Annotated in this window: 23 protein-coding genes; 11 read left to right on the forward strand and 12 right to left on the reverse strand. The window is 53.5% G+C overall.

Going from position 1 to position 26,591, the window contains the following annotated elements; genetic code table 11:
- The first annotated feature begins 126 nt into the window (after positions 1 to 126).
- A complete protein-coding gene (locus tag I6L54_RS17690) occupies positions 127 to 753 on the forward strand; it encodes a glutathione S-transferase family protein (protein WP_040230455.1) in 627 nt (208 codons plus the stop codon).
- Between the two features lie 5 nt (positions 754 to 758).
- Here the strand turns inward: I6L54_RS17690 and I6L54_RS17695 are convergent, their stop codons facing one another.
- Both I6L54_RS17695 and bssR read right to left on the reverse strand, forming a co-directional pair.
- A complete protein-coding gene (locus I6L54_RS17695; RefSeq protein WP_040230453.1) occupies positions 759 to 1,856 on the reverse strand; it encodes a PQQ-dependent sugar dehydrogenase in 1,098 nt (365 codons plus the stop codon).
- A 102-nt stretch (positions 1,857 to 1,958) separates the two neighbouring features.
- Entirely contained in the window at positions 1,959 to 2,342 is a 384-nt protein-coding gene (gene bssR, locus I6L54_RS17700) for a biofilm formation regulator BssR (RefSeq protein WP_040230452.1), read from the reverse strand.
- 229 nt (positions 2,343 to 2,571) lie between these two features.
- Between bssR and rimO the strand changes: the two genes are divergently transcribed.
- The gene (rimO, locus tag I6L54_RS17705; RefSeq protein ID WP_040230451.1) at positions 2,572 to 3,897 is read left to right on the forward strand and encodes a 30S ribosomal protein S12 methylthiotransferase RimO; all 1,326 of its coding nucleotides are present in this window, start codon (positions 2,572 to 2,574) and stop codon (positions 3,895 to 3,897) included.
- Positions 3,898 to 3,989: 92 nt separating this feature from the next.
- Here rimO and gsiD read toward each other — a convergent pair whose 3' ends face one another.
- The 5 genes from gsiD to iaaA are packed head-to-tail and all read right to left on the reverse strand — an operon-like array spanning position 3,990 to position 10,261.
- Positions 3,990 to 4,901, reverse strand: a complete 912-nt coding sequence (gsiD, locus tag I6L54_RS17710; RefSeq protein WP_005123642.1) for a glutathione ABC transporter permease GsiD — start codon at positions 4,899 to 4,901, stop codon at positions 3,990 to 3,992.
- A 2-nt stretch (positions 4,902 to 4,903) separates the two neighbouring features.
- Positions 4,904 to 5,824 carry a glutathione ABC transporter permease GsiC gene (gene gsiC / locus I6L54_RS17715; RefSeq protein ID WP_005123643.1) on the reverse strand — a complete coding sequence of 307 codons (921 nt, stop codon included), beginning with the start codon at positions 5,822 to 5,824 and terminating at the stop codon, positions 4,904 to 4,906.
- Between the two features lie 46 nt (positions 5,825 to 5,870).
- On the reverse strand, positions 5,871 to 7,409 hold the full coding sequence (gsiB, locus tag I6L54_RS17720; RefSeq protein WP_005123644.1) for a glutathione ABC transporter substrate-binding protein GsiB: 1,539 nt from the start codon (positions 7,407 to 7,409) through the stop codon (positions 5,871 to 5,873).
- 28 nt (positions 7,410 to 7,437) lie between these two features.
- Positions 7,438 to 9,309, reverse strand: a complete 1,872-nt coding sequence (gene gsiA, locus I6L54_RS17725; protein ID WP_040230450.1) for a glutathione ABC transporter ATP-binding protein GsiA — start codon at positions 9,307 to 9,309, stop codon at positions 7,438 to 7,440.
- Positions 9,296 to 10,261 (reverse strand): beta-aspartyl-peptidase, encoded by a 966-nt coding sequence (iaaA, locus tag I6L54_RS17730; RefSeq protein ID WP_005123646.1) that lies wholly within the window; start codon positions 10,259 to 10,261, stop codon positions 9,296 to 9,298. Before iaaA ends, gsiA begins: the two co-directional genes overlap by 14 nt.
- 201 nt (positions 10,262 to 10,462) lie before the next feature.
- Here iaaA and moeA point away from each other — a divergent pair, with 201 nt between their 5' ends.
- Positions 10,463 to 11,698: a molybdopterin molybdotransferase MoeA gene (moeA, locus tag I6L54_RS17735; RefSeq protein WP_005123648.1), complete on the forward strand. Its 1,236-nt coding sequence runs from the start codon at positions 10,463 to 10,465 to the stop codon at positions 11,696 to 11,698.
- Entirely contained in the window at positions 11,698 to 12,447 is a 750-nt protein-coding gene (gene moeB, locus I6L54_RS17740) for a molybdopterin-synthase adenylyltransferase MoeB (protein WP_040230448.1), read from the forward strand. The genes moeA and moeB overlap by 1 nt, the downstream gene beginning before the upstream one ends.
- Before the next feature lie 86 nt (positions 12,448 to 12,533).
- Here the strand turns inward: moeB and fsa are convergent, their stop codons facing one another.
- The gene (gene fsa / locus I6L54_RS17745; protein ID WP_005123650.1) at positions 12,534 to 13,196 is read right to left on the reverse strand and encodes a fructose-6-phosphate aldolase; all 663 of its coding nucleotides are present in this window, start codon (positions 13,194 to 13,196) and stop codon (positions 12,534 to 12,536) included.
- 132 nt (positions 13,197 to 13,328) lie between these two features.
- On the opposite strand from fsa, the gene I6L54_RS17750 reads away from it, so the two are divergent.
- The 4 genes from I6L54_RS17750 (at position 13,329) to I6L54_RS17765 (ending at position 19,063) form a co-directional block, all read left to right on the forward strand.
- Entirely contained in the window at positions 13,329 to 14,228 is a 900-nt protein-coding gene (locus I6L54_RS17750) for a glycyl-radical enzyme activating protein (RefSeq protein ID WP_040230447.1), read from the forward strand.
- A 5-nt stretch (positions 14,229 to 14,233) separates the two neighbouring features.
- Positions 14,234 to 16,666: a glycyl radical protein gene (locus I6L54_RS17755; RefSeq protein WP_005123654.1), complete on the forward strand. Its 2,433-nt coding sequence runs from the start codon at positions 14,234 to 14,236 to the stop codon at positions 16,664 to 16,666.
- Between the two features lie 165 nt (positions 16,667 to 16,831).
- Complete coding sequence (locus I6L54_RS17760; protein ID WP_040230446.1) at positions 16,832 to 17,647, forward strand: Cof-type HAD-IIB family hydrolase; 816 nt, start codon at positions 16,832 to 16,834, stop codon at positions 17,645 to 17,647.
- Positions 17,648 to 17,800: 153 nt separating this feature from the next.
- The gene (locus tag I6L54_RS17765) at positions 17,801 to 19,063 is read left to right on the forward strand and encodes a DUF1479 domain-containing protein (protein ID WP_040230444.1); all 1,263 of its coding nucleotides are present in this window, start codon (positions 17,801 to 17,803) and stop codon (positions 19,061 to 19,063) included.
- A gap of 143 nt (positions 19,064 to 19,206) precedes the next feature.
- Here the strand turns inward: I6L54_RS17765 and I6L54_RS17770 are convergent, their stop codons facing one another.
- Complete coding sequence (locus I6L54_RS17770; protein ID WP_040230520.1) at positions 19,207 to 20,802, reverse strand: ABC-F family ATPase; 1,596 nt, start codon at positions 20,800 to 20,802, stop codon at positions 19,207 to 19,209.
- Between the two features lie 233 nt (positions 20,803 to 21,035).
- On the opposite strand from I6L54_RS17770, the gene ldtB reads away from it, so the two are divergent.
- On the forward strand, positions 21,036 to 21,956 hold the full coding sequence (gene ldtB / locus I6L54_RS17775) for a L,D-transpeptidase (protein ID WP_003035268.1): 921 nt from the start codon (positions 21,036 to 21,038) through the stop codon (positions 21,954 to 21,956).
- A gap of 94 nt (positions 21,957 to 22,050) precedes the next feature.
- Here the strand turns inward: ldtB and I6L54_RS17780 are convergent, their stop codons facing one another.
- The gene (locus I6L54_RS17780) at positions 22,051 to 23,160 is read right to left on the reverse strand and encodes an anion transporter (protein WP_040230443.1); all 1,110 of its coding nucleotides are present in this window, start codon (positions 23,158 to 23,160) and stop codon (positions 22,051 to 22,053) included.
- Complete coding sequence (gene mntR / locus I6L54_RS17785; RefSeq protein WP_003035264.1) at positions 23,157 to 23,630, reverse strand: manganese-binding transcriptional regulator MntR; 474 nt, start codon at positions 23,628 to 23,630, stop codon at positions 23,157 to 23,159. Before mntR ends, I6L54_RS17780 begins: the two co-directional genes overlap by 4 nt.
- 186 nt (positions 23,631 to 23,816) lie before the next feature.
- On the opposite strand from mntR, the gene mntS reads away from it, so the two are divergent.
- Both mntS and I6L54_RS17795 read left to right on the forward strand, forming a co-directional pair.
- Positions 23,817 to 23,945, forward strand: a complete 129-nt coding sequence (gene mntS / locus I6L54_RS17790) for a manganase accumulation protein MntS (protein ID WP_005123669.1) — start codon at positions 23,817 to 23,819, stop codon at positions 23,943 to 23,945.
- Positions 23,946 to 24,221: 276 nt separating this feature from the next.
- Entirely contained in the window at positions 24,222 to 25,808 is a 1,587-nt protein-coding gene (locus I6L54_RS17795) for a phosphoethanolamine transferase (protein ID WP_040230439.1), read from the forward strand.
- 64 nt (positions 25,809 to 25,872) lie between these two features.
- Here I6L54_RS17795 and ompX read toward each other — a convergent pair whose 3' ends face one another.
- Complete coding sequence (gene ompX / locus I6L54_RS17800; RefSeq protein WP_005123672.1) at positions 25,873 to 26,388, reverse strand: outer membrane protein OmpX; 516 nt, start codon at positions 26,386 to 26,388, stop codon at positions 25,873 to 25,875.
- Positions 26,389 to 26,591: the final 203 nt, after the last annotated feature.

Consider the following 26,591-nt stretch of genomic DNA (forward strand, 5'->3'; position numbering starts at 1 on the left):
CGCTGCGCTGCTCTCATCACGATTTTTTTGCGCCTTGTTGCGTAAATATTAGGTTTACCCCACCATGTGAGCGAGTCAAATAGAGAATGCAGCCATAAAGCTGCTCAATTAATTTGCGGGGTTACTATGATTACACTATGGGGTCGCAATAATTCGACCAACGTAAAAAAAGTATTGTGGACACTCGAAGAACTGGAACTGCCATACAGCCAAATTCTGGCTGGCGGACAGCATGGCGTAAATCATGATGCAGACTATCTGGCGATGAATCCTAACGGGCTGGTTCCACTGCTACGCGATGACGAAACAGACGTATTGCTGTGGGAATCCAATACCATTGTCCGCTACCTCGCGGCCCAGTACGGGCAAAAACGACTGTGGGTTGACGCCCCGGCGAAACGCGCCGAGGGCGAAAAATGGATGGACTGGGCTAACCAGACGCTGAGCCCTGCACATCGGGTTATCTTATTTGGTCTGGTCAGAACCCCGGCGGAGAAACGCGACATGGCGGCCATTGAGGCCGGTGCTAAGGTCTGCGATAACCTGTTTGCCATACTGGACAACGCGCTGGCGGATCAGCCATGGTTCTCCGGAGCTGAATTTGGCACTGCCGATATCGCCGTCGCACCGTTCATCTATAACCTGTTTAATGTCGGCCTGAGCTGGACGCCGCGCCCTCACCTGGAACGTTGGTACCAACAGCTCACCGAGCGCCCGGCATTCCAGAAAGTCGTGATGATCCCGGTCAGCTAATCCTGTCAGGGACTCACTTTCAGCAATTCCCCGTCGGACTCGTCGGTTAATACATACAAATAACCGTCTGGTCCGACGCGCACATCGCGGATTCGCTGCCCTCTGTCATGCAAAATACGCCCGTCTTCCGTCACTGTATTACCTTTCACGCTTAACACAATCACCCCCTGTTCTTTCAGCGCTCCAATAAACAGCTTGTGTCGCCACTGTGGGAACGTATCGTGGTTATAAAAGGCCATCCCACTGACAGCAGGTGATTTTTCCCAGTAAAAGACAGGCTGCTCCGTACCCGCAACAATTTGGCCTTTTGCTTCAGGAATTTTAAGCCCACTGTAGTTAACGCCCCAGGTCGCGAGCGGCCAGCCGTAGTTTTTCCCTTTCTCCGGGATATTGATTTCATCGCCACCGCGTGGGCCATGCTCATTGAGCCACAGCGTATCGCTCCAGGGGTTCATCGCCATCCCCTGCGGGTTGCGGATGCCATACGACCAAATCTCTGCCCGCGCTCCCGTCTTACTCACAAACGGATTATCCGGCGGAATTTTTCCCTCGTCGGTCAGCCGTACGACCTTCCCCTGCAACTTATCCAGATCCTGAGCTGTTGAACGTTGGTTATTCTCACCAAGGCCAATAAACAGATAGCCGTTGCCATCAAACACCATACGTCCACCAAAATGGTTTCCGGTAGAGAGCTTCGGCTGTTGGCGAAAAACGGTCTGAAATCCTTGCAGGTGTTTGAGATCGTCACTCAATCGCCCGTAGCCTACCGCGGTGCCCGCTTTGCCTTCGCGGTCGGCTTCCGCGAAGCTTAGCCACACCCGGCGGGATTGAGCAAAATCCGGTGCCAACGCCACATCAAGCAGTCCCCCCTGACCATTCGCCCAGACTTTGGGTACGCCGGTCAGCGGGTCGGAAAGCCCCTTCCCAGGCTGCCAGAGTCGAAGCTGGCCGCCTTTAAGCGTAATGAGCATACCGCGATTATCGGGTAAAAAAGCCAGTGACCACGGGTGATCGAGTTTGGTTTGCAGCACTTCCACCTTTACCGCGGCGGCATAAGTGGAAAATAGCGCAAGGGGGATAGCACAGAGCAAGAGTCGACGCATAACACCTCCTTAATGGCTCTGCATAAAGCGTAGCCAGCAAGGGGAATTATCTCGTCATATTTACATAATCTTAACGAAAAGGGGGAGCGCCCTCCCCCTGATTCAGACGTGTTCCAGCGTTGGGTAAGATTCCAGGCTCTGGATACTCAGCGTCAGCGTTGTCAGGCAGTTTTCCAGTTTCTCTGCGTTAACGGCGATAAACGTTGGACAATCATGGTGTCCACTCATAAGACAAACAGCGGCGGCGGCTAACGCCCCTTCAGCACGATGAAAGGCATTCCACTCTTCCTGATCAAGATGCATACCGTGAAGCTGTGATTGCTCGTGCAATTCGCGATTCAGTGCAAAAAAATTATCACGCAGACGATCGCTCTCGCTGACTGACATGTAGCCTTTCGCCTTTCTCAACAGCAGATAAGCGGCAAGTTCGATACGGGCGTTTATCAATTTGTTGAGAAGATCGGTTCTCAGTCTGTCAACAACCATACTTTGTTCCTCCTCTTTCCAACTATGGTGCAACTTAATAGTATGGTTAATTTTTGAACAAAGTCGTGTTCAGGATCAATCCATCACCTAAAATTAACATAATTTACAAATAATCTTTAATTCCGCGCCGGGCAGGCCGCTGATGGTATGAGATTGCGATACAATTTTTGTTCAGAACTCTGTAGAATCCCTGCCCTGAATATTCCAATAACTGAACACTTTTTACGCTATGAGCAATGTAACCCACCAGCCGAAAATCGGCTTTGTCTCCCTCGGCTGCCCGAAAAACCTTGTCGATTCTGAACGCATCCTGACCGAACTTCGTACCGAAGGCTATGATGTCGTGCCAAGCTACGACGACGCGGATATGGTCATCGTTAACACCTGCGGTTTTATCGACAGCGCGGTCCAGGAGTCTCTGGAAGCAATTGGCGAAGCGCTGAACGAAAACGGCAAAGTGATCGTCACCGGTTGTCTGGGCGCGAAAGTCGATCAGATCCGTGAAGTCCACCCGAAAGTGCTGGAAATCACCGGGCCGCATAGCTATGAGCAGGTTCTGGAACACGTTCACCACTACGTTCCCAAACCAAAGCACAACCCGTTCCTGAGTCTGGTTCCTGAGCAGGGCGTCAAACTGACGCCGCGCCATTATGCCTATCTGAAGATATCTGAAGGCTGTAACCACCGCTGCACGTTCTGTATTATTCCGTCGATGCGTGGCGATCTGGTGAGCCGTCCGATTGGCGATGTTCTCAGCGAGGCTAAACGTCTGGTCGATGCGGGCGTGAAAGAGATTCTGGTGATCTCCCAGGATACTTCTGCTTACGGTGTGGATGTGAAGCATCGTACCGGTTTCCATAACGGTGAGCCGGTCAAAACCAGCATGGTTGATCTGTGCGAACAGTTGTCAAAACTGGGGATCTGGACCCGCCTGCACTACGTCTACCCGTATCCGCACGTAGATGATGTGATCCCGCTGATGGCGGAAGGGAAAATCCTGCCGTATCTGGATATCCCACTGCAGCATGCCAGCCCACGTATTCTGAAACTAATGAAACGCCCGGGTTCTGTGGACCGACAGCTGGCACGTATTAAACAGTGGCGTGAAATCTGTCCTGAACTGACCCTGCGTTCAACGTTTATTGTTGGCTTCCCGGGCGAAACCGAAGAAGACTTCCAGATGCTGCTCGACTTCCTGAAAGAAGCACGTCTGGACCGCGTCGGCTGCTTTAAATACAGCCCGGTAGAAGGTGCGGGAGCCAATGAGCTGCCGGATCAAATCCCGGAAGAGGTAAAAGAAGAACGCTGGAACCGCTTTATGCAGCTGCAGCAGCAGATCTCTGCTGAACGTTTGCAGGAGAAAGTCGGCCGCGAGATTCTGGTCATTGTTGATGAAGTTGACGAAGAAGGCGCGATTGGTCGCAGTATGGCTGATGCCCCTGAAATCGACGGTGCGGTGTACCTCAATGGCGAAACCAACGTGAAGCCTGGCGATATCCTCCGCGTGAAAGTCGAAAACGCAGATGAATACGATCTGTGGGGCACGCGCGTTTAATAAGCGTAACTCAACCGTAGGCCGGATAAGGCTTTACGCCGCATCCGGCAATGCCTGATGGCGACGCTGAAGCGTCTTATCAGGCCTACGGTTCACCCTTTAATTTTTGGATCCAGCGCGTCGCGCAACCCATCCCCCAGCAGGTTAAACGCCAGCACCGTCAGGAATATCGCCACCGCCGGGAAAATCGCCACGTGCGGCGCGATCACCATATCAGCCCGCGCTTCATTGAGCATGGCCCCCCATTCCGGCGTCGGCGGCTGCGCGCCTAAACCGAGGAAGGACAGACTGGCGGCAGAAATGATTGACGTCCCGATACGCATGGTGAAAAAAACCACGATTGAAGAGACCGTACCCGGCAAAATATGGTTAAAGATAATGGTCGCGTCACTGGCACCAATGCTGCGTGCTGACTCAATAAATGTTTGTTGCTTGAGAACCAACGTATTGCCACGAACCAGTCGCGCAAAAGCCGGAATGGAAAACACCGCAACCGCAATAATCACATTCGCAATCCCACTGCCCAACACGGCGACCACGGCTATTGCCAGCAGAATGCCGGGAAAGGCGAACAGTACGTCACAGATACGCATAATCAGCCGATCCCACCAGCCTTCGTAATATCCAGCCAGCAGACCCAGTACCGTGCCAATCGCCGCGCCTATAAAGACGGCAAAGACTCCGGCCGCCAGCGAAATTTGTGCACCAACCAGCACGCGGCTAAAAATATCCCGCCCAAGCGAGTCAACGCCAAACCAGTGCAGCATCGACGGCCCGTCATTCAGCCGGTCGTAATCGAAGTAATTTTCAGCATCAAACGGCGTCAGCCAACGGGCAAAGATGGCCACCAGGATCAGGGCCAGCACAAATAACCCCGCGATCATCGCAACATGTTGACGACGAAAACGACGCCAGAACTCATGCCACGGCGTACGTATTTGCTCTGGCTTAACGAGGGGCATCGCATTTAAAATCGCCTGTCGGCGCCAGTTAAAAAATCGCATCCTTACTTGTACCTGATAGCCGGATTAATGGCGGCATAGAGCACATCCACCACTAAGTTGATAAGAATAAATTCCAGGGAAAACAGCAGCACTTCGGCCTGAATCACCGGGTAGTCGCGCATTTCAACTGAGTCGACCAACAATCGCCCAAGTCCAGGCCAGTTGAACACCTTCTCAACCACAATCGAGCCACCCAGCAAAAAGCCAAACTGCAGCCCCATCATGGTGACCACCGGGATCATCGCGTTACGCAAACCATGTTTTAATACCACCCAGGTTTCACTCACTCCTTTGGCCCGCGCGGTACGCATATAGTCCTCGCTAAGCACATCGACAAACGAGGCTCGGGTAAAACGGGCGAGTACCGCGGCCACCGCCGCCCCTAGCGTAATTGAAGGGAGAATGTAGTGTAACCAGGTATCTGCACCTACGGTCGGTAGCCAACCCAACTCAACGGAAAAGATCTGCATTAACAGCATGCCAAGCGCAAAGGCCGGGAAAGAGATCCCGGTGACTGCCAGCGTCATACTCAATCTGTCCGGCCAGCGATTGCGCCAAACGGCGGCAATGATCCCTGCCGTCATGCCAAATAACACCGCCCACGCCATGCTGGCAATGGTCAGCCACAGCGACGGCATAAAACGGCTGGCAATCTCGTCGGCAACCGGACGACGAGAAACCATCGAGGTCCCGAAGTCGCCTTGCAACACGTTGGTCATGTAATGCCAGAACTGAACGTGCAGCGGCTGATCCAGGCCCAACTGCGTACGCACCAGTTCAATCACCTCTGCATCGGCCTCCGGCCCGGCAATAAGCCGCGCCGGATCGCCGGGTAGCAAGTGAACAAATAAAAACACCAGCACCGCCACAATTAACAGCGTTGGAATCAACCCCAGCAGGCGCTTAAAAACATAGTTGAGCATCAGACTCCCTTCGCCGGCCCCACCCACGCAGGGCCGAATGAATAGCTTATTTCAAATCCGCGTCATCAAAACTAAACCCGGTGTCGGGCATGATCCAGAATCCGGTCAAATTCGTACTGTGCGCCGAGATCAGTTTCTCCACCACCAGCGGGATCCACGGCGACTCTTTCCAGATAATATCCTGCGCGTCTTTGTACAACTGCGCTTTTTGCGCCGGATCGTTGGTTTGCAATGCCGCCGTTAAATCATTGTCCACCTGCTTGTTACTGTAGAACGCGGTATTAAACAAGGTTGGCGGCCAGTTCTGTGACGCAAACAGCGGCGACAGCGCCCAGTCCGCTTCTCCCGTAGACGCCGACCAGCCGGTGTAGAACATCCGTACCCCGCTATCTTTCTGCGCCTTGCCCTCGACTTCTGCGGCTCGCTGCCCGGCATCCATCGCCGTAACCTGAGCCTTCACGCCCACCTGCGCCAGCTGCTGCTGGGTAAATTGCAGCACTTTCTGCGCGGTGCTGTGGTTATGGGATGACCACAGCGTGGTGGTAAAGCCGTTGGGATAACCCGCTTCTTTCAGCAATTCGCGAGCCTTTGCCGGATCGTAAGGCCACGGCGTGTAGCTTTGCGCATAGGCTATCGATGGCGGAAGAACGCCCGTTGCCGGCGTCGCGTAACCGGCAAAAGCCACTTTCACCAGCGCCTGACGGTTGATGGCATAATTTAACGCCTCGCGCACCTTCGGATTATCGAACGGTTTTTGCGTGACGTTCATGCTGATATAACGCTGCATAATAGACGGGCTGGCGACCAGTTCCAGGTTTTTGTTCTTCGCCAGTAACGCCGCCTGCTCGTAAGGGATCGGGAAGGCAAACTGGGCTTCCCCGGTCTGTAGCATGGCCGCACGCGTGTTGTTGTCCGTTACCGGACGCCAGGTAATCGTATCAAGCTTTGGCAACCCTTGCTGCCAGTAGCCCGCGAACTTCTTAACTTTGACAAAGTCGGTCTGATTCCAGGTTTCAAGCTGATACGGCCCCGTCCCTACCGGATGGAAACCTATCTCTTTCCCGTATTTCTCCAGCGCAGCCGGGGATATCATCGCCGTAGCCGGATGCGCCAGAATATTGATAAAAGCAGAGAATGGCTGCTTCAGCGTAATCTTCACCGTAGCGGGATCAACAACCTCGGTTTTATCGATATTCTTATACAGGTTATAGCGTTTAAGGTGATTTTCCGGATTGCTGGCGCGATCAAGGTTGGCTTTTACCGCAGCCGCATTGAAATCAGTCCCATCCTGAAACTTCACGCCCTGTCGTAGTTTAACGGTGTACGTCAGGCCATCATCAGAAACGGTATAGCTTTCCGCCAACACATTTTTCAGCTTCATCTCTTTATCAAGGCCGAACAGCCCTTGGTAAAACGACTTGGCTACCGCCTGCGACAACGTGTCGTTGGCATCATAAGGGTCGAGCGTGGTGAAATTAGACCCTACCGCAACCACCACATCTTTGGCAGCCCAGGACGGGGATGCAGCCAGCGCAGAGGCGACCCCCAGAGCAACCAGCCATTTCCGAGCAACAATTTTTGTCATATTATTCTCCTTAAACCCTGCCTGCCTGTCATAAACGCGAAAGCGCATTTTCTGGTTGCCCACGCGCAACATAATGCCCCGGGCCAACTAACTGTAGTGAAACGGGGGAAATTTCTTCACCGCGTTTGCGGATATTGCTGGGGATATCATCCGACAACAGCACGCGCTGTGGCCTTTGATGCGATGGATCAGCGACCGGGACTGCCGCCATCAGTTTGCGGGTGTAGGGATGCTGTGGATTTTCAAACACCGCCCGTCGGGTGCCAATCTCAACGATTTGCCCAAGATACATCACCGCCACACGGTGACTGATCCGCTCCACCACCGCCATATCGTGGGAAATAAACAGGTACGCAATACCCATTTCCCGCTGCAGGTCGAGCAACAGATTAATAATTTGCCCGCGAATCGAGACATCCAGCGCCGAGACGGACTCATCGGCAATGATTACTTTTGGATTGAGCGCCAACGCCCGGGCAATGCAGATACGCTGGCGCTGACCACCGGAAAACTCATGCGGATAGCGCCAGGCATGCTCAGGGAGCAATCCTACGCGTTCCAGCAGCCATGCAACCCGTTTTGTCGCTGCATCGCCTTGCAACAAACCGTGCACCCGCAGTGGCTCTAAGATGGAATATCCCACCGTCTGGCGCGGATCGAGCGACGCATAAGGGTCCTGGAAGATAAACTGGATATCCCGACGCAGCGGCTGCAACTTGCTGGCTGACAGAGTATCAATGCGTTGTCCCTTGAAGAAAATCTCCCCACGCTGGGACTCCACCAGGCGCAACAATGCCCGCCCGGTCGTTGATTTACCGCACCCCGACTCGCCTACCAGTGAAAGCGTTTCGCCAGGCCAGAGATCAAAACTGACGTTTTCCACCGCATGCACCTCGCGGGTCACGCGATTAAGGATGCCGCTACGCAGGGGGAAACGTGTCACCAGGTTGCGAACCCGCAGAATCGGCTCTCCCTCAACCACCGTGTCCTGCTCGGTTTGAGGTTCAACATGATGAGGATCGTGCAGAGAAATAAGCGGGAAGCGTCGCGGAAGGTCATGCCCGCGCATCTCCCCAAGTTGCGGCACGGCTGCCAACAGCGCTTGAGTGTAAGGGTGCTGCGGAGCATGAAAAATGTGCTCAACGCTGCCCGTCTCGACCGCTTCGCCCTGGTACATCACCAGCACCCGGTCAGCGATATCTGCCACCACGCCCATATCGTGGGTGATAAAAATGACGCCCATCGACATCTCTTGCTGCAGCACTTTTATCAGTTGCAGGATCTGCGCCTGAATGGTGACATCCAGCGCGGTTGTCGGCTCATCAGCAATTAAAACCGCAGGGCGACACGACAGTGCCATGGCGATCATCACCCGCTGGCGCATACCGCCGGAAAGCTGGTGTGGATAACGCGATAAAATCGCCTTCGCCTCGGGGATGCGCACCTGATCGAGCATTCGCTTCGCTTCTACCATCGCCTCTTCGTGACTGGCCCCCTGGTGCAAGCGGATAGACTCGGCAATTTGCTCGCCCACGGTAAACACCGGATTAAGCGATGTCATAGGCTCCTGGAAGATCATCGCGATATCCGCGCCGCGTACGTGACGCATCTGCGATGCGCTCTGTTCACCCAGTTCAATAACCTGTCGATTGCGGCGTCGAAGGAGCATTTCATCGCAGCTCACCTCGCCGCCCGCCTGTTCAATCAGACGCATCAGCGACAAGGCCGTTACCGATTTTCCGGAACCGGATTCGCCAACAATCGCCAGCGTTTCTCCACGTTTCAGACGAAAAGACAGATTCCGTACGGCGCTGATACGCTGCTGCTCTTGTTCGAAGGCGATATTCAGGTTGCTGACGGCCAGTACGTCACTAACATCAAGCTCATCACTGTGTGGCAACGCTATCTCCTTTTTCCCGATAAATACCGGTGGTGGGCGTATCACCAGCGTATCCCCATGCGCGGTACATACCTTCGCTGTTAAACGGCAAAGCCACATTCCCTTCATGATCGATAGCAATTAATCCACCGCTGCCGCCCAGCGCCGGCAACTTTTCCATCACCACGCGCTCGCACGCCTCTGACAGACTCAGGCCGCCATAATCCATCAGCGCCGCAATGTCATAGGCCGCCAGCGCGCGAATGAATACTTCTCCGGTTCCGGTACATGAAACCGCAACGTTGGCATTGTTGGCATAGCAACCCGCGCCAACCAAAGGACTGTCGCCCACCCGCCCCGGTAATTTGTTGGTCATTCCGCCGGTCGATGTTGCCGCCGCCAGATTGCCAAACATATCCAGCGCAACCGCACCCACGGTACCCATTTTGTTGTTTTCATCCAGCGGAGTCGCGCTGTGATCCAGCACCGTTTCACCCACCGCTTGCGCCGCCAGCAGTTGTGCATAGCGTTCTGGCGTCGAGAAAATATCCGCCGAAACGCGCGCCATACCCTGCGCAATGGCAAAATTTTCTGCCCCTTCGCCAATCATCATGACGTGGGGACTGTGTTCCATCACCAGGCGCGCCGCAAGAATCGGGTTTCGCAGATGGCTTACCCCGGCGACGGCGCCTGCGTTCAGCGTATTACCGTCCATCACGCAGGCGTCCAGCTCATGGGTTTCATCACGGGTATACACCGCGCCAATTCCGGCGTTAAACAGAGGGCACTCTTCCAGTAGGCGCACGGCCTCAGTGACAACATCCAGCGCGCTTCGGCCTGCTTCCAGCATTCGTTGACCGGTTTCAACAATATCTGACAGCGCCTGTATATAACGCAACTCCTGCTCCTGGCTTAGCTCTGCGCGGGTTATTGCCCCAGCGCCGCCGTGAATTGCAATGACTGCTTTACCCATTTTTTTCATCCATTAAGGTGGCAGGTAACGGGGTTATAAATATCAGAATTTCTGTGAGTTATTGATTCGATTTTTGAATATAGAAAGATGCAGACGTCATGTAAAGGTAAAGGCCCGCGCCTAAGTCTGAGGTGGCATACTGTCTGCGTCCATTTTCTGACATAATGACCGGATTCGATTTTGCCTCGCAGGAGTCTTCTCATGGAATTTACCGCCGGACTGATGCCGCTTGAAACGGCTCTCTCTCAGATGCTTTCGCGTATCACCCCGCTCACCGCCGTCGAAACGCTACCGCTGGTTCAATGCTTTGGCCGCATTCTGGCCACCGATATCGTCTCTCCCATTGATGTCCCTGGATTCGATAACTCGGCAATGGATGGCTATGCGGTGCGATTAGCAGATCTGCAATCCGGCCAGCCGCTCTCCGTTGCAGGTAAAGCCTTTGCCGGTCAGCCTTTCCATGGTGAATGGCCTGCGGGGACCTGCATCCGCATTATGACCGGCGCCCCGGTTCCTGCCGGTTGCGAAGCGGTAGTGATGCAGGAACAAACGGAACAAACTGACGATGGTGTGCGTTTTACCGCCGACGTCCGCAGCGGGCAAAATATTCGTCTGCGCGGTGAAGATATTGCAAACGGTGCGGTGGTATTTCCCGCCGGGACTCGCCTGACAACCGCAGAGCTTCCCGTGCTGGCTTCGCTCGGTATTGCCGATGTCCCCGTTGTGCGCAAAGTCCGCGTGGCGCTGTTTTCTACCGGTGATGAACTGCAATTACCTGGTCAGCCGCTGGGGGACGGACAGATTTATGACACTAACCGTCTGACCGTTCATCTGATGCTGCAGCAGTTGGGCTGCGAGGTGATCAACTTAGGGATTATTCGTGACGATCCCAACGCGCTGCGCGCCGCGTTTATCGAAGCCGACAGCCAGGCTGACGTCGTTATCAGCTCTGGTGGTGTTTCCGTTGGTGAAGCGGATTACACCAAAACCATTCTGGAAGAGCTGGGAGAAATCGCCTTCTGGAAGTTGGCCATCAAACCGGGCAAACCGTTCGCCTTTGGCAAACTGAGCAACAGCTGGTTTTGCGGCCTGCCGGGTAATCCGGTGTCTGCGGCTCTCACCTTTTATCAACTGGTCCAACCGCTATTGGCGAAACTCAGCGGTAACACCGCCTGCGGACTGCCGCCACGCCAGCGCGTGCGCACCGCATCACGCCTGAAGAAAACGCCTGGCCGTCTGGATTTTCAGCGCGGTGTATTACAGCGTACCGCAGAAGGCGAACTGGAAGTCACCACTACCGGACATCAGGGCTCGCATATTTTTAGCTCCTTTAGCCTGGGCAACTGTTTTATCGTGCTGGAACGCGACCGTGGTAACGTCGAAGCCGGAGAATGGGTTGAGGTCGAGCCGTTTAACGCCCTGTTTGGAGGCCTGTAATGGCAGAACTCAGCGACCAGGAGATGATGCGCTATAACCGGCAAATCATTCTGCGCGGCTTCGATTTCGAAGGTCAGGAAGCGCTCAAGGAGGCGCGGGTACTGATCGTTGGTCTGGGAGGGCTGGGATGCGCGGCAACTCAGTATCTGGCGGGCGCGGGCATCGGACATTTAACCCTGCTCGACTTTGACACGGTCTCCGTGTCGAATCTCCAGCGCCAGACGCTGCACAGCGATGCGACCGTTGGACAGCCGAAAGTGCTCTCCGCCCGCGACGCCCTGGCGCGGATTAACCCCTATATCGCCATTACGCCAGTGAATGCGCTGCTGGGCGATAGTGAGATTCACTCACTTATCGCCGAACACGATTTGGTGCTGGACTGTACGGATAACGTCAGCATCCGCAATCAGCTGAATGCAGGATGCTTTGCCGCCAGGATTCCGCTGGTTTCCGGTGCGGCAATTCGCATGGAAGGACAAATTACCGTCTTTACGTATCAGGAAGGCGAGCCCTGCTACAGTTGCCTGAGCCGTCTGTTCGGTGAAAACGCCCTGACCTGCGTAGAGGCTGGCGTGATGGCTCCGCTGATCGGTGTGATCGGATCGTTACAGGCGATGGAAGCCATTAAGCTGCTGGCAAACTACGGTAAACCGGCGTCTGGAAAAATCGTCATGTACGATGCCATGACCTGCCAGTTTCGCGAAATGAAGCTGATGCGTAATCCGGGGTGTGAGGTCTGTAGTCGGTAAAAAAGTCGGGTGACGGCTTTGCCTTACCCGACCTACAACGGCTCGAACGTAGGCCGGGTAAGCGTTAGCGCCACCCGGCAACAACATCAGATCGACGTACGACCAAATGCGCTCTGCCAGTCGTGCTCGAACTTCGCCACGGCAGCATCAACAGCTGGAGAGCTAATCATCTGCTGAGCGACATCCAGCGGCAGCGTGATGGACTCACAGCCGACCAGCAGGCAATCCAGCGCCTGACGCGGCGTTTTGAAACTGGCTGCCAGCACTTTGGCGTGCGGGGCATGCATTTTCAATAAGGCCTGTAGATCGGTCACCGTCTGAATGCCGTCTCCCCCCTGAGCATCCACGCGGTTAACGTATGGCGCTACGTATTCAGCCCCCGCCAGCGCAGCTAAAAGCCCCTGAGCAGCACCGTAAACCGCAGTCCCCAGCGTCGGGATACCCTCTTCTTTCAGCAATTTAATCGCCGCCAGACCTTCTGCCGTCACCGGCACTTTGACCACGATATCCGTGATGATTGCCCGCAGTTTACGCGCATCGCTGACCATCCCTTCGGCGGTGGTCGCCATTACCTGAGCAAACAGACGCCCTTGCCCGCCCATTGCGTCCTGCAGTTGCGGCAGTAATACGTCCAGCGTCTGCTTACCTGCCGCCACAATGCTTGGGTTAGTGGTCACCCCTGCCAACGGAAAAACACGCGCCAACGCTTTTACCGCGGCAACATCAGACGTATCTAAATAGAGTTCCATAACCTTTCCTCAAACGAATAATTAGCATGAATAAAAGGTAGCACGGCAAAACCTCGCGGTTAGTTGACACACGTCAATATAACTTTCATTCGAAAGTAATTTAATCTTTATACGAAAGAAATGAGGCCGCTTATGATTTTCAATATCCAGCGCTATTCCACTCATGATGGTCCCGGTATCCGCACCGTGGTGTTCCTTAAGGGATGTTCCCTGGGCTGTCGGTGGTGCCAGAATCCGGAGAGCCGCGCCCGGACGCAGGATCTGCTCTATGACGCACGTCTGTGCCTTGATGGTTGCGAACTGTGCGCGCAGGCTGCACCGGCAGTGGTTGAACGTGCGTTGAATGGTCTGCTTATTCACCGTGAAAAACTGACGGATGAGGCCATTACGGCGCTGACCCACTGCTGTCCGACCCAGGCACTGACCGTCTGTGGGGAGATAAAAAGCGTGGATGACATCATGGCGACCGTCCTGCGTGACAAACCGTTTTACGACCGCAGCGGAGGGGGCCTCACTCTTTCCGGCGGCGAACCGTTTATGCAGCCAGAGCTGGCGGCTGAATTGTTCCAGGCCAGCCACGAGGCGGGCATTCATACGGCAGTAGAGACCTGTCTGCATGTTCCGTGGAAGTATATTGAGCCGTCATTACCCTACGTTGATCTGTTCCTGGCCGATTTAAAACATGTCGCCGACGCGCCGTTTAAACAATGGACCGATGGCAGCGCCTCTCGCGTGCTGGAAAACCTGAAAAAACTGGCCGCCGCCGGTAAAAAAATAATTATCCGCGTCCCGCTGATTCAGGGATTCAACGCTGACGAAGCGGCTATTCAGGCCATTACCGATTTTGCCGCCGACGAACTCCACGTCGGAGAGATCCATTTTTTGCCCTACCACACGCTGGGCATCAACAAATACCACTTACTCAATCAACCCTACAACGCCCCGGATAAACCGCTTGAAGCTCCTGCGCTGCTCGAATTTGCCCAGCAGTACGCCAGCCTTAAAGGTTTAACCGCGACCCTACGAGGATAATCGCCATGACCACTCTGAAACTGGACACACTCAGCGACCGTATCAACGCGCATAAAACGGCCCTGATCCACATCGTGAAACCGCCGGTTTGTACCGAGCGCGCCCAGCACTATACCGAGATGTACCAGCAGCATCTGGATAAACCCATCCCGGTACGCCGTGCGCTGGCGCTGGCTCATCACCTGGCGGAACGCACTATCTGGATCAAACATGACGAGCTGATCATCGGTAACCAGGCAAGCGAAGTACGCGCCGCGCCAATCTTCCCGGAATACACCGTCTCCTGGATTGAAAAAGAGATCGACGATCTCGCCGACAGGCCTGGCGCAGGTTTCGCGGTTAGCGAAGAGAACAAGCGCGTATTGCACGAAGTATGCCCATGGTGGCGCGGTCAGACCGTACAGGATCGCTGTTACGGTATGTTTACCGACGAACAAAAAGGCCTACTGGAAACCGGCATTATCAAAGCTGAAGGTAATATGACCTCCGGCGACGCACACCTGGCGGTGAACTTCCCGCTGTTGCTGGAAAAAGGTCTCGACGGCCTGCGCCACAAAGTCGATGAACGTCGTTCCCGCATCGATCTGACTTGTCTGGAAGACCTCCATGGCGATCAGTTCCTGAAAGCGATTGATATTGTGCTGGAGGCCGTCAGTCTGCACATTGAGCGCTTTGCCGCGCTGGCGCGTACAATGGCATCCGCAGAAACGCGCGCCAGCCGCCGTGATGAACTGCTGACCATGGCGGAAAACTGCGATGTGATTGCCCATGAGCCGCCAAAAACCTTCTGGCAGGCGTTGCAGCTGTGCTATTTCATTCAGTTGATCCTGCAAATTGAATCGAACGGTCACTCAGTATCGTTTGGCCGTATGGATCAGTACCTCTATCCTTTCTACCGTCGTGACGTAGAACTGAACCAGAGTCTCGACCGCGAGCACGCCATTGAGCTGTTGCATAGCTGCTGGCTGAAATTGCTGGAAGTGAACAAAATTCGCTCCGGCTCCCACTCGAAAGCCTCGGCGGGCAGCCCGCTGTATCAGAACGTCACCATTGGTGGTCAGAATCTGGTCAACGGTCAGGCGATGGATGCCGTCAATCCACTTTCCTACGCCATTCTGGAGTCCTGTGGCCGACTGCGCTCTACCCAACCAAACCTCAGCGTGCGTTATCACGCGGGGATGAGTAATGACTTCCTGGATGCCTGCGTGCAGGTGATCCGCTGCGGCTTCGGGATGCCAGCCTTTAACAACGACGAAATCGTCATACCTGAATTCATTAAGCTGGGCATTGAACCGCAGGACGCCTATGACTACGCGGCTATTGGTTGCATCGAAACCGCCGTCGGCGGCAAATGGGGCTACCGCTGCACCGGCATGAGCTTTATTAACTTTGCCCGCGTGATGCTGGCGGCGCTGGAAGGCGGACGCGATGCCACCAGCGGCAAGGTATTCCTGCCGCAGGAGAAAGCGCTCTCAGCCGGCAACTTCAATAATTTCGATGAAGTGATGGACGCCTGGGATACACAGATCCGCTACTACACGCGCAAATCTATCGAAATAGAGTATGTCGTCGACACCATGCTGGAAGAAAACGTACACGATATTCTGTGCTCCGCGCTGGTAGATGACTGTATTGAACGAGCGAAAAGCATTAAACAAGGCGGTGCGAAGTATGACTGGGTATCTGGTCTGCAGGTGGGTATCGCCAACCTCGGCAACAGCCTGGCAGCAGTGAAAAAACTGGTCTTCGAGCAGGGGGTTATCGGCCAACAACAGCTGGCCGCCGCGCTGGCTGATGATTTTGATGGTCTGACCCACGAGCAGTTGCGTCAACGCCTGATCAACGGCGCGCCAAAATACGGCAACGATGACGATAGCGTTGATGCGCTGCTGGCTCGCGCTTATCAGACCTATATCAACGAGCTGAAACAGTATCACAACCCGCGTTACGGCCGTGGTCCGGTTGGCGGCAACTACTACGCCGGGACCTCGTCTATCTCCGCAAACGTACCATTCGGCGCGGCAACCATGGCAACGCCGGACGGCCGTAAAGCGCATACTCCACTGGCAGAAGGCGCCAGCCCGGCCTCCGGTACGGACCATCTCGGCCCAACGGCGGTCATTGGCTCGGTGGGTAAACTGCCTACCGGTTCGATCCTCGGCGGCGTGCTGTTAAACCAGAAGCTGAACCCGGCCACGCTGGAAAATGAGTCTGATAAACAAAAGCTGATGATTCTGCTGCGTACCTTCTTTGAAGAGCACAAAGGTTGGCATATTCAGTACAACATCGTTTCTCGTGAAACGCTGCTGGAAGCCAAAAAACACCCGGATCAGTACCGTGACCTGGTGGTGCGTGTCGCAGGTTATTCCGCCTTCTTCACCGCTCTGTCTCCGGATGCGCAGGACGATATCATCGCGCGCACTGAACATATGCTGTAACCCCCGCCCGGTGACGCTGCGCTTACCGGGCCTACATACTCTCCCTTTAGCCGGGTAAGGCGAAGCTGCCACCCGGCTTTTTACTTTCATTCGAAATTAAATTTGTGCTACAGGTCACATTGTTATTAGAATGTTTCTGGTCGCAGTTATGAGCCAGGAGCAAGTATGACCATCAAAGTTATCGTCACTGATATGGACGGAACTTTTCTCGACGACGCCAAGCAATACGATCGTGCACGCTTTATGGCGCAGTATCAGGAACTGAAAAAACGAGATATTGAATTTGTCGTGGCCAGCGGCAACCAGTATTACCAGCTAATCTCCTTTTTCCCGCAACTCAAAGATGAGATCTCTTTTGTCGCCGAGAACGGGGCGCTGGTGTTTGAACATGGCAAACAACTGTTTCACGGTGAGCTTACGCGCCACGAATCACGCATTGTCATTGGCGAATTGCTCAAAGATAAGCAGCTCAACTTTGTGGCCTGTGGACTGCAAAGCGCCTATGTCAGCGAAAATGCCCCAGAGTCCTTTGTCGCGTTGATGGCAAAACATTATCATCGCCTGAAACCCGTAAAGGATTATCAGGACATTGATGATGTGCTGTTCAAGTTCTCGCTGAATCTGCCTGATCAGCAAATCCCGCTGGTTATCGATCATCTGCATACTGCTCTCGACGGCATTATGAAGCCCGTCACCAGCGGCTTTGGATTTATCGACCTGATTATTCCCGGCTTACATAAGGCCAACGGGATCAGCCGCCTGCTAAAACGCTGGAACCTGTCGCCACAAAACGTCGTCGCCATCGGCGATAGCGGCAACGACGCGGAAATGCTGAAGATGGCGCACTACTCTTTCGCCATGGCTAATGCAGCCGAGAACATCAAATTTATTGCCCGCTATCAGACCGACGATAATAACCATCAGGGCGCGCTGAACGTGATTCAGGCGGTACTGGATAACACTTCGCCTTTTAACGTCTAATCCTGCCAGCCGGGGTATCCCTTATCCCGGTTTTCACTCTTTTTCCATTTTGCGCACACCAGCAGGTTTTTAAACTTGCATTAACTTATTTTTAACTTATATTGTCATTTGAAATCAAATTTAGTTTCGAATGAAAGTTAATGCGAGGTGGTTATGGCTTTTACTTTTACCAGCGACACGTTGCCCGCCGATCACAAAGCGGCAATCCGTCAGATGAAGCAGCAACTGCGGGCACAGCTTGGAGATGTTCAGTTGATCTTCAATCAACTGAGCGATGCCATTGCCACCCGCGTGGCGGAAATCAACGCCCTCAAAGCACAAGGCTCCCCGGTATGGCCTGTGTTGTCCTATGCAGATATCAAAGCGGGTCGCGTGAGCGCAGAGCAGCGTGAAGAAATTAAGCGTCGCGGATGCGTGGTCATTAAAGGGCATTTCCCCCGCGAACAGGCGCTGGCATGGGATCAGTCGATGCTCGATTACCTGGATCGCAACCATTTTGATGACGTCTACAAAGGGCCCGGCGATAACTTCTTCGGCACCCTGAGCGCATCACGGCCTGAAATTTACCCAATCTACTGGTCACAGGCGCAAATGCAGGCCCGCCAGAGTGAAGAGATGGCTAACGCGCAGTCGTTCCTCAATCGCCTGTGGACCTTTGAAAGTCAAGGTAAACAGTGGTTTAACCCGGATGTCAGCGTAATCTATCCTGACCGTATCCGCCGTCGCCCGCCGGGAACGACGTCCAAAGGTCTCGGGGCGCATACGGATTCCGGCGCGCTGGAACGCTGGCTGCTGCCTGCGTATCAGCAGGTCTTTGCTCATGTTTTCAATGGTAAGCTGGACGATTACGATCCATGGCAGGCTGCGCATCGCACCGAAGTAGAAGAGTACACGGTGGATAACACCACCAAATGTTCAGTCTTCCGTACCTTCCAGGGCTGGACTGCGCTGTCCGATATGCTGCCAGGTCAGGGATTGTTGCACGTGGTTCCTATTCCTGAAGCGATGGCGTATGTGTTGTTACGCCCATTGCTTGACGATGTGCCGGAAGATGAGCTTTGCGGCGTAGCGCCCGGCAGAGTGCTGCCGATTTCCGCGCAATGGCATCCGCTGCTGATTGAAGCGCTAACCAGCATTCCACAACTGGAAGCCGGAGACTCAGTGTGGTGGCATTGTGATGTGATCCATTCCGTTGCGCCGGTTGAGAATCAACAGGGTTGGGGCAACGTGATGTATATCCCTGCCGCACCGATGTGCGAAAAGAATCTGGCCTACGCTCACAAAGTGAAAGCTGCGCTGGAAAAAGGCGCCTCGCCGGGTGATTTCCCGCGTGAAGATTATGAAAGTAACTGGGAAGGACGCTTTACGCTGGAGGATTTGAATATCCACGGTAAACGCGCACTGGGGATTATTTAATATGTAGCTTACACAATTTTCCCAAAGTATTTCGCGTTACAGGAAGGCGGCCAGCCTGTAAATCCCCGGGAGCTTACATAAGTAAGTGACCGGGGTGAACAGGTGCAGCCAACACACCTGTAACACGAAAGACGACGGGTAAATTAACCGTCAATACCTTTACTACGCAGGTAATCTTCGTAGTTGCCGGTGAAGTCGATCACGCGTTCCGGCGTAATCTCAATCACGCGGGTCGCCAGGGAACTAACGAACTCACGGTCGTGAGAAACAAAGATCAGCGTGCCCTGATACATTTCCAGCGCCATGTTCAGCGACTCGATAGATTCCATATCCAGGTGGTTGGTCGGTTCATCCATCACCAGGATATTCGGTTTCTGCATCATCAGCTTACCGAACAGCATGCGTCCTTTTTCACCACCGGAGAGCACTTTTGCAGGTTTCTTGATATCGTCCTGGCTGAACAGCAGACGGCCAAGGAAACTGCGCACAACCTGCTCATCATCGCCTTCTTGTTTCCACTGGCTCATCCATTCGAAAACGGTCAGATCGTTTTCAAACTCGTATTCATGATCCTGCGCGTAGTAACCGACCTGGGCGTTTTCAGACCACTTCACGGTACCGTTGTCCGGCCGCAAATCGCCAACCAACGTTTTCAGCATAGTGGATTTACCCACACCGTTGGCACCAATGATGGCAACCTTCTCCCCCACTTCCAGCAGCAGGTTGAAGTTTTTAAACAGCGGGCCTTCATCAAAACCTTTCGCCAGCGCTTCCACTTCCAGCGCGTTACGGAACAGTTTCTTATCCTGTTCGAAGCGGATGAACGGGTTCTGACGGCTGGACGCTTTCACTTCGTCGAGCTTGATCTTATCAATCTGGCGCGCACGAGAGGTCGCCTGACGAGATTTAGACGCGTTGGCGCTAAAGCGGCTGACGAAGGATTGCAGATCGGCAATCTGTGCTTTCTTCTTGGCGTTATCGGCCAGCAGACGTTCACGCGCCTGAGTTGCCGCCGTCATGTATTCGTCGTAGTTGCCCGGATAAACACGCAGTTCGCCGTAGTCCAGATCCGCCATGTGCGTACAGACCATGTTCAGGAAGTGACGGTCGTGCGAAATGATGATCATGGTGCTGTCACGCTCATTGAGCGTCTGCTCGAGCCAGCGGATGGTGTCGATATCCAGGTTGTTGGTTGGTTCGTCGAGCAGCAGAATGTCCGGGTTAGAGAACAGCGCCTGTGCCAGAAGCACACGCAGTTTCCAGCCGGGGGCGACTTCACTCATCGGGCCGTAATGCTGCTCTACCGGAATACCGACGCCCAGCAGCAGTTCACCCGCACGCGCTTCCGCAGAATAGCCGTCCATTTCGCCATACTGAACTTCGAGGTCAGCCACTTTATAGCCGTCTTCTTCGCTCATCTCGGCCAGCGCATAAATGCGATCGCGCTCCTGCTTCACTTCCCACAGTTCACCGTGACCCATGATGACAGTGTCAAGCACGGTGAATTCTTCAAAGGCGAATTGATCCTGACGCAACTTACCGATGCGCTCATTCGGATCGAGGGAAACGTTGCCCAGCGTCGGTTCGAGGTCGCCGCCGAGAATTTTCATAAAAGTGGATTTACCGCTACCGTTCGCGCCAATCAGGCCGTAACGGTTGCCGCCGCCAAATTTGACGGAAATATTTTCAAACAGCGGCTTACTGCCGAACTGCATGGTGACGTTGCTGGAAACTAACACTGGCGTATCCTGAAAGAGAAAGAAATATGTGACAAACCGCTTATTATGCCATAATTCTGCAATAAGATCGCGCCGTTCATGCTGCACAGATAAAGTGAAAGCAAAAGGAAAAAAATGTGATTTAGTACACATCCGAATTCCTTGTTGCTCAGAATGCACATATAATGCGTGCCCAACACTACATAAATCTCAACCCACTAGCCTGCCTGGCACTGAATCTCGCATACATGAACATGAATATGAAATTAACAACGCTTTTCGCGGCGGCACTCGCAATAGTTGGTTTTTGTAACACCGCTTCTGCCGTCACGTACCCGCTGCCTACCGATGGCAGCCGTTTGATTGGCCAAAACCAGGTCATCACGATTCCTGAAGGCAACACCCAACCGCTGGAATATTTTGCGGCAGAGTATCAGATGGGTCTGTCTAACATGCTGGAAGCTAACCCAGGCGTGGATACCTTCCTGCCGAAAGGCGGCACCGTGCTGAACATTCCTCAGCAGTTGATCCTGCCGGATACCGTGCATGAAGGTATTGTGATTAACAGCGCCGAAATGCGTCTGTACTACTACCCGAAAGGCACTAACACCGTCATTGTTCTGCCGATCGGTATCGGCCAGTTGGGCAAAGACACGCCAATCAACTGGACCACCAAAGTAGAACGTAAAAAAGCGGGCCCAACCTGGACGCCTACGGCGAAAATGCATGCGGAATACCGCGCTGCGGGTGAACCACTGCCAGCCGTTGTTCCGGCAGGTCCGGATAACCCGATGGGTCTGTACGCACTGTATATCGGTCGTCTGTACGCCATCCACGGTACCAATGCTAACTTCGGCGTCGGCTTACGCGTCAGCCACGGTTGCGTGCGTCTGCGTAACGACGACATCAAGTTCCTGTTTGAAAATGTGCCGGTCGGCACCCGCGTACAGTTTATCGATGAGCCGGTAAAAGCCACTACCGAACCAGACGGCAGCCGTTACATCGAGGTACATAACCCACTGTCTACTACTGAAGCACAGTTTGAAGGCGGGGAAATCGTACCAATTACGCTGAATAAGAGCATTACCAGCATCACCGGTCAGTCTGACGTCGATCAGGCCGTCGTTGAGCAGGCGGTACAGAACCGTTCTGGTATGCCGGTTCGTCTGAACTAATCTGCTATACATGCCCGATGGCGCTACGCTTATCGGGCCTACCAACACTGTAGGCCCGATTAGGCGCCAGCCGCCATCCGGCACACCACATCAATTACATCATCAGTAACAAACCATACCCCACCAGCGCCGCCCATATCAGCATCGGCACCGAATACCAATGGAAACGCCACCAGATCCGGCGGTCGTTTGCCATGCGTAAAGCAATAAGATTCGCCAGCGATCCCGGCAACAGCCCAAAGCCACCCACATTGACCGCCCAGGCCAGCAGCAGCGTCGGCGGGACGTAGTTCAGCAGCAAAATCGTACTGGGAACATTACTGATAAACTGCGACAGGCCAATGGCCGTCAACCACAGCCCCGGCGCTGAAAGCGTGTCAATCTGGTGGGTAATCCCCTGCAAGGCCGGGAGTTGCGTCAGTAAGTGCACATCAATAAACATCGCCATAAACACTAATAGCAACGTCCAGTCAACGCTGAGGATCACGCGGCGAGCCAGCACCATGAACCCTGCGGCGACGATCGCCAGACCCCACAGCTCTTGTTTTAACTCCAGTGCCGCCAGGAAGATGATATACAGCGCCAGACAGCTCCACACCAGACGCGGTTGCCAGTCAGGCGCGGACGTACCGGTGTGATAATGCAATGCTTTATTCGGGAAACTGAACCAGCACAGCACCACCAGCGTTAGCATCATGGCTCCCGCAAGCGGCGCCATTTGCCAGGTAAACGCGGCAAATGACAAGCCAGAACGCCCCCACATCAGAATGTTTTGCGGGTTACCTATTGGCGTCAGCAACGATCCGGCGTTAACCGCCAGCGCCTCAAAGATAATCAGGCGATTCACCGGAATAGCGCACAATTTTTTCAGGGTGATCGTCAGCGGAACAACAATAAATAGCGCCACATCATTGGTCAGAAACGTCGACAGCAGCGCCGCCGCCAGCACCATAAATATCGCCAACTGGCGTTCAGTATTGAAGCTGCGGGTCATCTTGCGCCCTAACACATCAAAATAGCCGCTGAGCTCCACGCCTTTGGTCAGTAACATCAGGCCGCTAAGCGTAATAATCGTGTGCCAGTCAATGGCCCCCGGCCACAGACGGGGCGCAAATGGCGTGAACAGACTCAGTGCAACCCCGACGATGATTAACAGCTGGAAAAAGCGATCGCGCTGCAAAGCGCGTAGTAAAGGGAAACTCATTCAGAGCCTGTTCCTTGCTGTTGCGTAAACCGGCTAAAAGCCTCCAGCGTTTCCTTACTGACGTGATGCTCCATTCCCTCCGCGTCGCGACGGGCAATTTCCGGGCTGATACCTAACATCAACAGGAAATTTTCCACGATCTGATGACGCTCCCGACTCTCCTGAGCCAGTCGTTCACCTTCAGCGGTTAAAAACACACCCCGCCAGGGAATCATTTCAATCAACCCGACTGAAGCAAGGCGCTTAAGCATTTTGGCAACCGTCGGCTGGGAAACCCCAAGCCGCGCGGCCATATCAACCTGGCGCGCCTCCCCCACCTCAATAATGAGATCGGAAATCAGCTCTACGTAGTCATCAATCAGCTCGCGGCGATGCGCCTCCCGAACCTGACGAAATCCTTCAACGTGTTCTTCGACATTCACCAATTGCGTCACTTTTTTTGTTGTTGGCGTACCTGCGCGACGACTCATTCTGCTTCCTCGTTACTGTGACGCGTTAACGGCATCTGATTAGAGAGCGTTCATTGTAAACCAGAGTTGCGCGGGCACAAAAAATTAACGTTTTAGCAATAGCTATATAATATAGCCTGTGCTATATCTGTATATAATAAAGACATCCCTCAAGGACTGATGGGATCGTGAAGTCAGGAGGTTTATATGAATGAATTTAAGAGGTGTATACGCGTGTTTAGCCACTCTCCCTTTAAAGTACGGTTGATGCTGATCTCTATGCTGTGTGACATGATTAACAGCAAACCAGAGCAGGATAAATCCTCAGCAAAATAATGCGGCGTCGCGGTACGCCGCTGCTTTTTCCTGCCGTCACCCGAATAGGGCGATCGTTTTCGTACCAATAACCCTTCTTTTTGTCAGTTTTGCCACGTCCCTCGCAAAACAATTTCTTTGTAGTAGTTGACCTTCTCTTGTACACACTCTATCTTTTCGCAGCCCTGCATATATTGCGGCTCGCGGATGCGGACCCATTCCCTCTTCTCGCTCTCTCAGGCAGGCAATGACCCTTAGCGCCAGGGTAAGCACATGGCGTTTTTGTAACAGTGGCATATGAATTTAACCCTCAAAGATTCAATCATTGCTCGTAGCCGGGCGATTAGTCCGTGGACTGGCCTCTATTTCTTACAGTCTCTGCTGATCAACCTTGCGCTGGGCTATCCGCTTAGCCTGCTCTATAGCATTGCTTTCACCTGTATATTAATGCTGATGTGGCGCAGTGCGCCGCGCGCGCAGAAAGTGCTGATTGGCATTTGCTCGCTGATTGCGGCAATGTACTTTCCGTTCGGCCAGGCTTACGGCTCGCCAAACTTTAATACGTTGTTGGCGCTGCATTCGACCAACATGGAAGAGTCGACCGAAATCCTGACTATCTTCCCCTGGTACAATTATCTGGTTGGCGTGTTTATTTTTGCGCTCGGCGTTATCGCCGTACGGCGTAAAAAAGACGAGCAGAAACGTCGCTGGAACAAGTACGACAGCCTGTGCTTGCTGTTCAGCATCGTTGCATTCTTTGTTACTCCGGTACAAAACCTGGCATGGGGCGGCGTTTTCAAGTTAAAAGATACCGGTTACCCGGTTTTCCGCTTTGCCAAGGACGTTATCGTCAACAATAACGAAGTGCTAGACGAGCAAGAGCGCATGGCTAAGCTGTCGAGCGTGAAAGACAGCTGGACGGTAACCGCCGTGAAGCCGAAGTATCACACCTACATGGTGGTGATCGGCGAAAGCGCCCGCCGCGATGCGTTAGGGGCATTTGGCGGCCACTGGGATAACACCCCGTTTGCCAGCTCGGTTAACGGCTATATCTTCGCGGATTACATTGCCGCCAGCGGTTCTACGCAAAAATCGCTCGGCTTAACGCTAAACCGGGTCGTCGATAATAAGCCTCAGTTCCAGGATAACTTTGTCACGCTGGCCAACCGCGCAGGATTCCAGACGTGGTGGTTTTCCAATCAGGGACAGATTGGTGAATACGATACGGCAATCGCCAGCATTGCGAAGCGAGCAGATGAAGTTCAGTTCCTCAAAAACGGTGATTTCGAAGCGGACAAAAACACCCGTGACGAGGCGCTGTTGAAGATGACCGCCCAGGTACTGGCCACCGAACGCACTCAGCCGCAGCTCATCGTACTGCATTTAATGGGCTCGCATCCGCAGGCCTGCGATCGTACGCAAGGAAAATACGACACATTCGTCCAGTCGAAAGAGACCTCCTGTTATCTGTACACCATGACGCAGACGGATGACCTGCTGCGCCAGCTTTACGAACAGTTACGTAACAGCGGCAGTAGCTTCTCGATGGTCTATTTCTCCGATCATGGCCTCGCCTTTAAAGAGCGCGGAAAAGAGGTACAGTACCTGGCGCATGACGATCAGTTCCAGCAGAACTTCCAGGTGCCCTTTATGGTACTGTCCAGCGATGACAAAGCGCATCGGGTGATTAAAGCCCGCCGCTCGGCGAATGATTTCCTGAGTTTTTTCTCACAGTGGACGGGGATCAGCGCGGAGGAAATTACCAACAGCTACCGCTTTATCTCTGAGAAAAAAGCCGGACCTGTGTATATCACTAACTTTAAGCTGCAGAAGGTGGACTACAACCACCTTGGTACCGACATCTTTGAGACCAAATCTCGTTAACAGCTCAAATTGCAGGCAAAAAAAATCCGCCTCAGGAGGCGGATTTTTTATATCACCGAAGTGATTAGAAGCGGTAACCAACACCCGCGATCCAGGTACCTACATCAACGCTACGAATACGGCTCTGCTCGTAAGAGAAGTCCAGAGCAACGTTTTCGATCGGGTTGAACTGCACACCGGCACCATAAGAGAAACCGTAATCACTGGTGTCGTGTTTGTCAGCCGGAGAGGCTGCATCCTGGAATTTACCGTAGCCAACACCTACAACACCGTAGACGCTTGCCCAGTCATTCAGACGGTAAGCTGGACCTGCAGTGATGCCGTAGTATTGGGTTTTGTTGTAATCGCCAAACGAGTCGGTACGATCTTTTTCAGTGTAAGTGAAGGAACCGATCACACCCAGCGGGCTGTTGTCCTGCTCGTAACGATACTTCAGGTTGAAACCGTTCATTTTGTTCGCTGCGCCCTGAGCATCGCTCTGAGCGTAACCACCAGTAACGGTAGAAGTAGCAGCTACAGCGGTACCTGCGGAGAAAGCCAGAACAGCGGCCAGTGCTGAAAGACATGCAATTTTTTTCATAACCACCTCAAATGTGCTTCAAGTAAATCTTAAGTTTTAAATATACCAAAAACTGATGGGAAACTCTTTGCGATTCGCGATGTCTAACGAAACTTTTCATGTAACAGAACGTTTCAGAAACCCGCTATCTCTTTCAATTAACATCACTTTTCTAATGATTTATGCCATTATTGCGCGCACAACACGGCATATTCATCCAGATG

It is taken from the genome of Citrobacter pasteurii (assembly GCF_019047765.1).
GTDB lineage: Bacteria > Pseudomonadota > Gammaproteobacteria > Enterobacterales > Enterobacteriaceae > Citrobacter > Citrobacter pasteurii.

What these genes read in the sequence shown, in the direction of transcription:
- ompX (WP_005123672.1), bottom strand. Translation starts at nt 26,388, where the DNA reads ATGAAAAAAATTGCATGTCTTTCAGCACTGGCCGCTGTTCTGGCTTTC.
- rimO (WP_040230451.1), top strand. Translation starts at nt 2,572, where the DNA reads ATGAGCAATGTAACCCACCAGCCGAAAATCGGCTTTGTCTCCCTCGGC.
- gsiC (WP_005123643.1), bottom strand. Translation starts at nt 5,824, where the DNA reads ATGCTCAACTATGTTTTTAAGCGCCTGCTGGGGTTGATTCCAACGCTG.
- I6L54_RS17690 (WP_040230455.1), top strand. Translation starts at nt 127, where the DNA reads ATGATTACACTATGGGGTCGCAATAATTCGACCAACGTAAAAAAAGTA.
- I6L54_RS17755 (WP_005123654.1), top strand. Translation starts at nt 14,234, where the DNA reads ATGACCACTCTGAAACTGGACACACTCAGCGACCGTATCAACGCGCAT.
- mntR (WP_003035264.1), bottom strand. Translation starts at nt 23,630, where the DNA reads ATGAGTCGTCGCGCAGGTACGCCAACAACAAAAAAAGTGACGCAATTG.
- I6L54_RS17795 (WP_040230439.1), top strand. Translation starts at nt 24,222, where the DNA reads ATGAATTTAACCCTCAAAGATTCAATCATTGCTCGTAGCCGGGCGATT.
- ldtB (WP_003035268.1), top strand. Translation starts at nt 21,036, where the DNA reads ATGAATATGAAATTAACAACGCTTTTCGCGGCGGCACTCGCAATAGTT.
- moeA (WP_005123648.1), top strand. Translation starts at nt 10,463, where the DNA reads ATGGAATTTACCGCCGGACTGATGCCGCTTGAAACGGCTCTCTCTCAG.
- gsiD (WP_005123642.1), bottom strand. Translation starts at nt 4,901, where the DNA reads ATGCGATTTTTTAACTGGCGCCGACAGGCGATTTTAAATGCGATGCCC.
- I6L54_RS17780 (WP_040230443.1), bottom strand. Translation starts at nt 23,160, where the DNA reads ATGAGTTTCCCTTTACTACGCGCTTTGCAGCGCGATCGCTTTTTCCAG.
- iaaA (WP_005123646.1), bottom strand. Translation starts at nt 10,261, where the DNA reads ATGGGTAAAGCAGTCATTGCAATTCACGGCGGCGCTGGGGCAATAACC.
- I6L54_RS17765 (WP_040230444.1), top strand. Translation starts at nt 17,801, where the DNA reads ATGGCTTTTACTTTTACCAGCGACACGTTGCCCGCCGATCACAAAGCG.
- mntS (WP_005123669.1), top strand. Translation starts at nt 23,817, where the DNA reads ATGAATGAATTTAAGAGGTGTATACGCGTGTTTAGCCACTCTCCCTTT.
- bssR (WP_040230452.1), bottom strand. Translation starts at nt 2,342, where the DNA reads ATGGTTGTTGACAGACTGAGAACCGATCTTCTCAACAAATTGATAAAC.
- I6L54_RS17695 (WP_040230453.1), bottom strand. Translation starts at nt 1,856, where the DNA reads ATGCGTCGACTCTTGCTCTGTGCTATCCCCCTTGCGCTATTTTCCACT.
- moeB (WP_040230448.1), top strand. Translation starts at nt 11,698, where the DNA reads ATGGCAGAACTCAGCGACCAGGAGATGATGCGCTATAACCGGCAAATC.
- I6L54_RS17750 (WP_040230447.1), top strand. Translation starts at nt 13,329, where the DNA reads ATGATTTTCAATATCCAGCGCTATTCCACTCATGATGGTCCCGGTATC.
- fsa (WP_005123650.1), bottom strand. Translation starts at nt 13,196, where the DNA reads ATGGAACTCTATTTAGATACGTCTGATGTTGCCGCGGTAAAAGCGTTG.
- gsiB (WP_005123644.1), bottom strand. Translation starts at nt 7,409, where the DNA reads ATGACAAAAATTGTTGCTCGGAAATGGCTGGTTGCTCTGGGGGTCGCC.
- I6L54_RS17760 (WP_040230446.1), top strand. Translation starts at nt 16,832, where the DNA reads ATGACCATCAAAGTTATCGTCACTGATATGGACGGAACTTTTCTCGAC.